Raw genomic sequence first — 6502 nt, forward strand, 5'->3', positions numbered from 1 at the left:
CAATTCCCCCATTGGCTACCGCGCCAGCAACACCCAACCCACGCCGAGACATGGACCCGTATTCCGCGGCATCAAGCCGAAATAGGCGTTACTGACTCACGCTCCTAGACGCCCACGGACGTCAGCAGCCCGAGATTCTCTATGGGCGGCGGAAGATGACGGCGTGGCTCCGCCAGGGTGAGTTCACCGGCGTTTCGAAGCACACGTTCGACCGCTTGATGCGCCTCGAGGGCATGAACGGCCTCGTCCGGGGCCGGAAGCCCCGGGCTTCGGCGTCGACTGGCAAGGAGTCAGCGCGAGCCCCTGACTTACTTAAACGCAACTTCAGTGCGCCCCGCCCGAACCACTCCTGGGTCACGGACCTCACGTATGTCCCAACGTGGGGCGGCTTCGTCTACGTGGCCTTCGCGATCGACTTGTAATCTCGTTCGATCGTGGGCTGGCATGCGTCAACGGTCAAAGACACACCGTTCGTTGAGGTCTGTTTGAATATGGCGCTCTGGTGTCGCGACCATGCCGGCCACGCCGTACGGCCCGGTTTGATACATCACTCCGATGCGGGCTCACAGTATACGTCTATCAAGTTCACAGAGACCCTCGCGCTCGAGGGGCTCGTCGCCTCGATCGGAACCATCGGCGACGCCTACGATAACGCGGCTGCCGAGACCGTCATGGGGCTCTACAAGAACGAGGCCGTGGCGAAGACCTCACCGTTCGTGACGGGCCCATTGAAGACCCTCGCTGACGTCGAAAAACTCACCTTCGACTGGCTGGATTGGTACAACAATCGACGCCTGCACAGCGCACTCGGCAACATGCCGCCCGAAGAATATGAACGCAACTACGACGCTGAAACAAACGGCCCGATAAATATCGAAACCGCCAACAAAACGGCGATATGAAACCCGGGACGGTTCAACACTCAGGAGCGGGAAACAACACAGAGATACTGGATGTGACTCTGGTGCGGGGTGACCCAAATCACTGTCAGCGGAACAGTTATTCAGTTGCCCAAGAGTTTCGATGGCGGCCCCAACGCTCGGCACCAAGGCAAGACGAAGACACCTCGCTCGCGCCGCACCGTCGATGTGCCGGACTGGATTGCGGACAGACTCCTCACGTTGCCGCGCAGCGGCGAACTAATCTTCTCCACGTCGAGCGGCTAGGCGTACAGCCCGAAGAATGTTGCGGGTGCCTGGCGATTCGTTTGCGCGACCGCCGAAATGTCTGGACTCGTCACGCACGAGCTGCGCAAAACTGCCGCCACAGTGACTAGCGAGGATAAGGGCTCGCAAACAGCGGCCGATTTGCCCGGGCATGCCAGTGACACGCTGACCAAGGAGAGTTATATCAGTTGCCCGAAGTCAGTGACGGAGGCCCGCGACGCACTGGCTACGTTATTCAAAGCGGGACAATAGCGGGACCTTACCCAACGAGAAAACCCCGTCCACCAGGCTAAAAGTCTGATGAGACGGGGTTTATCTGTGCGCCCGAAGGGATTCGAACCCCCAACCTTCTGATCCGTAGTCAGATGCTCTATCCGTTGAGCTACGAGCGCATGTCGATTCCGCGAACTTTAACGCCCCGAGATCACTTGAAAACTATACCAGCTATCGAGACCTCCCCGCGCCGCGAGGGCATGCCCGGCCACGCACGAGACACCCTTTTGGAGTTTTTAACGCCTTTTAAGCGGTCATCGCGTTTTGAGATTTCTGGGGATGACACCGATTCGTTGGCGCTTCTCAAATAAGAAAGTAATTACCGAAGTCTCTATCTCCCATAAGGGTGGGTGTGTCTCATGGACGAAATAATTTCGGTACTGCGTGGGCACATCCTGCGACTGGCCCTGCTTCGCACCGGCGTCGCCTTGCTGTGCGCCGCTGTCACCCTGCTGCTCGGCGCTCTGTCGCCAGGCTCCGGCGATACAGCGGATGCCGCACCCGCGCCTCACCTCGATCGCGACAGCACTGCTTTCCGGGCTTCCCACCGAGATAGGCAGCGTGGCGGGCAACGTCGTCGCGTTTCCCGGCGCTGCGCCGGTAACGCCCATCGTGGCTGCGGTCGCCGCTCCTCTCGCGCACGTCACTCTGCCGTAGTTACATCGACCAGCCTCAACTCCGGCGGTGGCCACACGACCGGCGCGGCATCCGATCTTCCGTCGGGAGCCTCTCGCTCATCGGCATCTGCGCGGCCAACGCCGCCGAGGCACACGGCATGCCCGGAGCCGGCTGAATCATCTAGGCAGCCAGATCATCAGCGACGTGTCCGCAACGATCACACTCAGCGACAGTGCCGGGAGAATATTCGGTGATTCCTCAGCCAGCAAACCGTTCTCAACAACCAGCACAATGCCGGCTGCCTCGACATTGGTCTTGTTTCGCGGCACCGATGCAGCCTCGGTGAGCACCGGCAACTCCTTGCCCGCGGCGTTGAACATGACACCGCTCTTCGGCTCGACTCTGGCCAGTGCTGGGACCAACGCGTTGCCGCTCTTGGTCCTGATCCTGCTGCTGGACCTGGCCGGTCTCGGCCTGGTCCTGCGACGCGCGGCGGGACGACGCGGGCTACTGACCCAGGAGCGGGCAGCATCCGCTGATATCAGCCGGGCGCTCCGGCTTTCAGGTCGCAGCGCCGGCTGATGCGCACCATCGACGGTAAAGTCAACCCCTGTTATCGGCCTCGGCCGGGTGATTGACTGATTGGGTGAATGAAACCAACCGCGCCGATGCGGCAGCCTTTGACTACTCCGGCCTGCGCGCCGTCTTCATCAATTGCACCCTGAAACGCAGTCCCGAGGTGAGCAACACCCAGGGCATCGTCGATCTCAGCGCTCGAATCATGCGGGAGCAGGGCGTGCAGGTCGACCTGATTCGCGCCATCGACCATGACATTGCCACCGGCGTTTACCCGGACATGACCGAACACGGCTGGCCAACGGATGCCTGGCCGTCCCTGTTCGAGGCGGTGCAGGCCGCCGACATTCTCGTGCTGGCCGGGCCGATCTGGCTCGGCGACAACGGCTCGGTGACCAAACGCATCGTGGAGCGGCTCTACGCCCACTCGGGCGAATTCAACGAGAAGGGCCAGTACATCTTCTATGGCAAGGTCGGCGGCGCCATCATCACCGGCAACGAAGACGGCGTGAAACACTGCACGTCGAACCTGCTCTACAGTCTGCAGCACATTGGCTATTCAATTCCGCCCGCCGCCGATTCCGGCTGGATCGGCGAAATCGGTCCAGGCCCGAGTTACCTCGACGAGGGGTCTGGCGGTCCGCAGAACGACTTCACCAACCGCAACACAACGTTCATGAGCTGGAACCTCATGCACCTCGCCTCGATCCTGAAGCAGAACGGCGGCATCCCGGCGTACGGCAACCTGCGCCAGGACTGGGACCGCGGCGAACGCTTCGGGTTTGAGCCGAACCCGGAATATCGGTAGCCGTCAATTCGAAAACTCGATAATTCCGGAAACCGGGTAGGTAAAATGAGGACATGGTTGCCTCCCGCTCTCGCCGGGGCCGCGGCAGCTATTTCGCGATTGCCGGCTTCGCGATGGTCTGCCTGGGCGTCGGCTGGTACTGGTCGCTGCCGCTGTGGGTGGCCGGCATCTATCTGGCGGCGAGCCTAGTCTGCTTCGTGCTCTACCTCGTGGACAAACGCCGGGCCCGCACCGCACGCCGGCGGGTATCGGAGCGAACGCTTCTGCTCTGGGGATTGGTCGGCGGTTGGCCGGGCGCAATCTTGGCGCAGCAAACTGTTCGGCACAAAACGCAGAAGACGAGCTTTCGCCGCGCGTTCTGGCTCACGGTCGTCGTCAACGTTGGGCTGTTCGTCACACTGAGCTCACCGGCATTCGACGAAGTGCTCGGCCAGCTGTTCAGTATTCGTTGAATTCTTCCCCGGTTTCGGCCTCGTGCTTAGCCTTCAAAATGGCCAGATTGATCAGCACAAACGCTTCCAGGCGCTCGTTACGATGCTCGGCGTAGTCGGGTTCACGTTGATCGACGGCCAGTTCGATGAGCTTCGATGAGACGGCCGAGCTGACCTCTTCACTCGCCGACCGTTGCGCACTCGCAACGATGCGTCCCACCTGGTCGTCATCATCGGCCACGGCGTCGAGGGCCAGAGCCAGCCGCTCGTGCACCCGCAAGCGCAGGGCGAACTGCTTGAGGTCGTGTCGTTGGTCGTCGGTCAGGCTCAGCCGCCATTTCATTGACGCGAGGTCCTTGCTCATCCGGCTGACCCGCCGTGCGTACTCCTCGTTTTGCCGGGCCAGGTGGCGCAGCTCACTGCGGGCATCGTCGGCGTACCGCGCGGCATCGTAGTCGTCGTGCTCGCGGAGCGCGCCAACGATGATGTCGTTCTTCACGGCCATGCGCACGGCCGACACCGCGATCAGCAGGCCCTCATCGACGGTGCGTTCGAGGTCGGGCAGCTCAGCGTTCACGTCGGGTTCTCTGACGTTCGCGTGAGCGTCAGCACGACGCCGGGACAGGTTCCAAATGATTGCGCCACCACTTCCTCGTGCAGGTGACTTTCATTTTATCGAAGGAACTGGTCCGTGCCGTGCGCGGATTGTGTGAGTCCTGCCGTCCATCTGGTCGATGTCCTCGGTGCTGACGTGAGCCGCACACCGATGCGTGGGGCCGTCATTCACCCTGAACGAAAGGGCGATGCGTGCGGTGGAGTGCGGTGAACGCATGGGAATCCGGTTAGGCATGAGTGTCGCCCTCAGCCTTGCAACGCTCCTCCTGGCCGGGCTGGGTCGTTCCAGACGGTGTTGAGCAGGTCCATTCGCGAGAATCTCGGGCTCACGTCCAGCGGGTGAGCGCGGCACGCGCAAGCTGCCGTGCGGCATCCGTTTCGAGTCCGTGCGAGACCGACCCGCTCGGCGGAAGCAGGCTGCCCGTTCCCGCCCAGCCGAGCACCCGTCGGGTGTCTGACGCGTCGCTTAGCGCGGAGTCGTTGCCGTAGCGCCCTCGCCCGCCAAAAGTCCAGCCCACCATTGAGGTGAGCAGATCGAGCGACTCGCGGAGGCGATCCCAAGAGCGCGCTTCACCGGCGGCCACGAGCATCAGGAGGAGCAATGCGCTGTCCCGGCCGTCATCACTGCGCTCGAGCGGAAGGCGGGCCGCGAGGTATTGCCACAGCTCCACCGGAGCATCGCGCAGCTGCGCACCCCGCTTGGTCAGCAGCAGGTCGCCCCGGAATTTGCGCACCAAGCCGAGCTGCGCAGCCGTCTCCCGCAGAAACAGCAGCGGGTAGGTTTGCAACTCCCGGTTCGCCTCGCCCCGCCAGATCTTCTCTGTATCGAGCTCTTCCATCAGCGCCCGGACGCGCGCGGGAGGGAGATACCCGGCACTGGTCAAACGGATTCCGCCGCCCACGTTCCCCAGGAATGTCCGGATCACCGCGGTGGCCGTCGCGGCCTCGGCCTCATCGATCGGCGTCGGCTCCACCACGTCTGCGGACGCGAGGTAGCCAGCGAGGTGACGCTGCGCGTCCGGACTCACTCCCGCGAAGAGGCTGTCCAGCTTGGAAGGCGTGCCGCCCGAGGAAGTGTGGCGGCGCAGCCAGCCGAGTGCGGCGTCCGACCCCGCCAGCCGTTCCAGACCCCGGTTGATTTCGGCGAGATCGATCTCGTCGACGAACCGGTGCAAGCCCATCTCGAAGGCGATCTCCCGTTGCTCCGGGTAGTCAGGTGGCGTCGTTCCCGCAGCCACGGCAAGAAGGTGTTCCCAGCCGTAAATACCGCCCACGTCTTCGACCGGCCCCCGGCGGCGACCGTCGACACAGCGCACGGCGGCATCCGTCACCGCCTGCTGCGGCAGGACGTCTTCAAGTTTGATGGCGTGGTCCCAGTCGTCACCGAAATCATAGGTATAGCGGAGCCAGTCATTCTTCTTCGCAAAGAGCTGATCGAGACGCAGCTCGCTTTCCAGCACGCCCTCGTCGCCCTCCTCAACGTCGTAAGGGGTGAGGATCCCCTGCGTCTCGTGACTGTGGCGGTCTGTGGCGAGCGGGAATCGGTGCAAGTGGCTGTTGGTCCAGCCGAACGCGGTCTGCAGCACGTCGTGCAGAACGTCGAGGGTCAGGTTCGACGGCAACGTGAGTCGCCGCCAGATTGGCGGGTGTGAATCGGCGAGGTCGACGCGGAGGCGGAACAGAACCGGAGTGTCAGGTGGTGTCAGCAGTGGGAGCGGCTTGAGCGGTGCATCCACGAACGCAAGGGCTGAGTCGTCGGGCGAACCCGCGCCGGCCGGCGAGGCGTCAAACCGCGCCTTGAAGTCAGCGAAGTCGGTCACGTTCTCGGAACTCTCGTCATGGTTGGGCGGTGTCGTCATACCGACAGGATATTTGAACTTGCTCAGGACCCTAAAACGGTTGGCGGTTTGAGCTGCTGCGGATATCTCGGACAGTGGGCCCTCTTAAAATGGGGCGTTACTGAAAGTAGAGATCAGCATGACCGCATCGCGGAGAAAATTTACCCAGGAGTTCAA

Annotated in this window: 9 protein-coding genes and 1 tRNA gene; 6 read left to right on the forward strand and 4 right to left on the reverse strand. The window is 62.5% G+C overall.

All coding sequences use genetic code 11. The features are described 5' to 3' along the window. The first annotated feature begins 134 nt into the window (after positions 1–134). Together E3O45_RS04280 and E3O45_RS04285 are read left to right on the forward strand one after the other, a co-directional pair. Positions 135–422 (forward strand): hypothetical protein, encoded by a 288-nt coding sequence (locus E3O45_RS04280; RefSeq protein WP_370450305.1) that lies wholly within the window; start codon positions 135–137, stop codon positions 420–422. Between the two features lie 12 nt (positions 423–434). Next, positions 435–902: an integrase core domain-containing protein gene (locus tag E3O45_RS04285; RefSeq protein ID WP_134442021.1), complete on the forward strand. Its 468-nt coding sequence runs from the start codon at positions 435–437 to the stop codon at positions 900–902. 583 nt (positions 903–1485) lie between these two features. On the opposite strand, the gene E3O45_RS04290 is transcribed toward E3O45_RS04285, so the two are convergent. Then, positions 1486–1558 (reverse strand) — tRNA-Arg (locus E3O45_RS04290). A gap of 373 nt (positions 1559–1931) precedes the next feature. On the opposite strand from E3O45_RS04290, the gene E3O45_RS17455 reads away from it, so the two are divergent. Then, a complete protein-coding gene (locus E3O45_RS17455; protein WP_166789397.1) occupies positions 1932–2096 on the forward strand; it encodes a hypothetical protein in 165 nt (54 codons plus the stop codon). A 137-nt stretch (positions 2097–2233) separates the two neighbouring features. Here E3O45_RS17455 and E3O45_RS04295 read toward each other — a convergent pair whose 3' ends face one another. Continuing rightward, positions 2234–2437, reverse strand: coding sequence for a hypothetical protein (locus E3O45_RS04295; RefSeq protein ID WP_134442023.1), 204 nt, complete (start codon positions 2435–2437; stop codon positions 2234–2236). On the opposite strand from E3O45_RS04295, the gene E3O45_RS04300 reads away from it, so the two are divergent. The 3 genes from E3O45_RS04300 (at position 2436) to E3O45_RS04310 (ending at position 3893) form a co-directional block, all read left to right on the forward strand. After that, positions 2436–2639: a hypothetical protein gene (locus tag E3O45_RS04300; protein ID WP_134442024.1), complete on the forward strand. Its 204-nt coding sequence runs from the start codon at positions 2436–2438 to the stop codon at positions 2637–2639. The genes E3O45_RS04295 and E3O45_RS04300 overlap by 2 nt on opposite strands. Positions 2640–2703: 64 nt before the next feature. Further along, positions 2704–3441, forward strand: coding sequence for a flavodoxin family protein (locus E3O45_RS04305; RefSeq protein WP_134442026.1), 738 nt, complete (start codon positions 2704–2706; stop codon positions 3439–3441). 53 nt (positions 3442–3494) lie between these two features. After that, entirely contained in the window at positions 3495–3893 is a 399-nt protein-coding gene (locus E3O45_RS04310) for a DUF1294 domain-containing protein (protein WP_134442028.1), read from the forward strand. Here E3O45_RS04310 and E3O45_RS04315 read toward each other — a convergent pair. Next, positions 3880–4449 carry a hypothetical protein gene (locus E3O45_RS04315; protein ID WP_134442029.1) on the reverse strand — a complete coding sequence of 190 codons (570 nt, stop codon included), beginning with the start codon at positions 4447–4449 and terminating at the stop codon, positions 3880–3882. The genes E3O45_RS04310 and E3O45_RS04315 overlap by 14 nt on opposite strands. Positions 4450–4813: 364 nt before the next feature. Further along, on the reverse strand, positions 4814–6346 hold the full coding sequence (locus E3O45_RS04320) for a plasmid pRiA4b ORF-3 family protein (RefSeq protein WP_134442031.1): 1533 nt from the start codon (positions 6344–6346) through the stop codon (positions 4814–4816). Between the last annotated feature and the right edge of the window lie 156 nt (positions 6347–6502).

This window comes from Cryobacterium sp. TMS1-20-1 (assembly GCF_004402355.1).
Lineage (GTDB): Bacteria > Actinomycetota > Actinomycetes > Actinomycetales > Microbacteriaceae > Cryobacterium > Cryobacterium levicorallinum.

What these genes read in the sequence shown, in the direction of transcription:
- E3O45_RS17455 (WP_166789397.1), top strand. Translation starts at nt 1,932, where the DNA reads ATGCCGCACCCGCGCCTCACCTCGATCGCGACAGCACTGCTTTCCGGG.
- E3O45_RS04300 (WP_134442024.1), top strand. Translation starts at nt 2,436, where the DNA reads ATGACACCGCTCTTCGGCTCGACTCTGGCCAGTGCTGGGACCAACGCG.
- E3O45_RS04295 (WP_134442023.1), bottom strand. Translation starts at nt 2,437, where the DNA reads ATGTTCAACGCCGCGGGCAAGGAGTTGCCGGTGCTCACCGAGGCTGCA.
- E3O45_RS04310 (WP_134442028.1), top strand. Translation starts at nt 3,495, where the DNA reads ATGGTTGCCTCCCGCTCTCGCCGGGGCCGCGGCAGCTATTTCGCGATT.
- E3O45_RS04320 (WP_134442031.1), bottom strand. Translation starts at nt 6,346, where the DNA reads ATGACGACACCGCCCAACCATGACGAGAGTTCCGAGAACGTGACCGAC.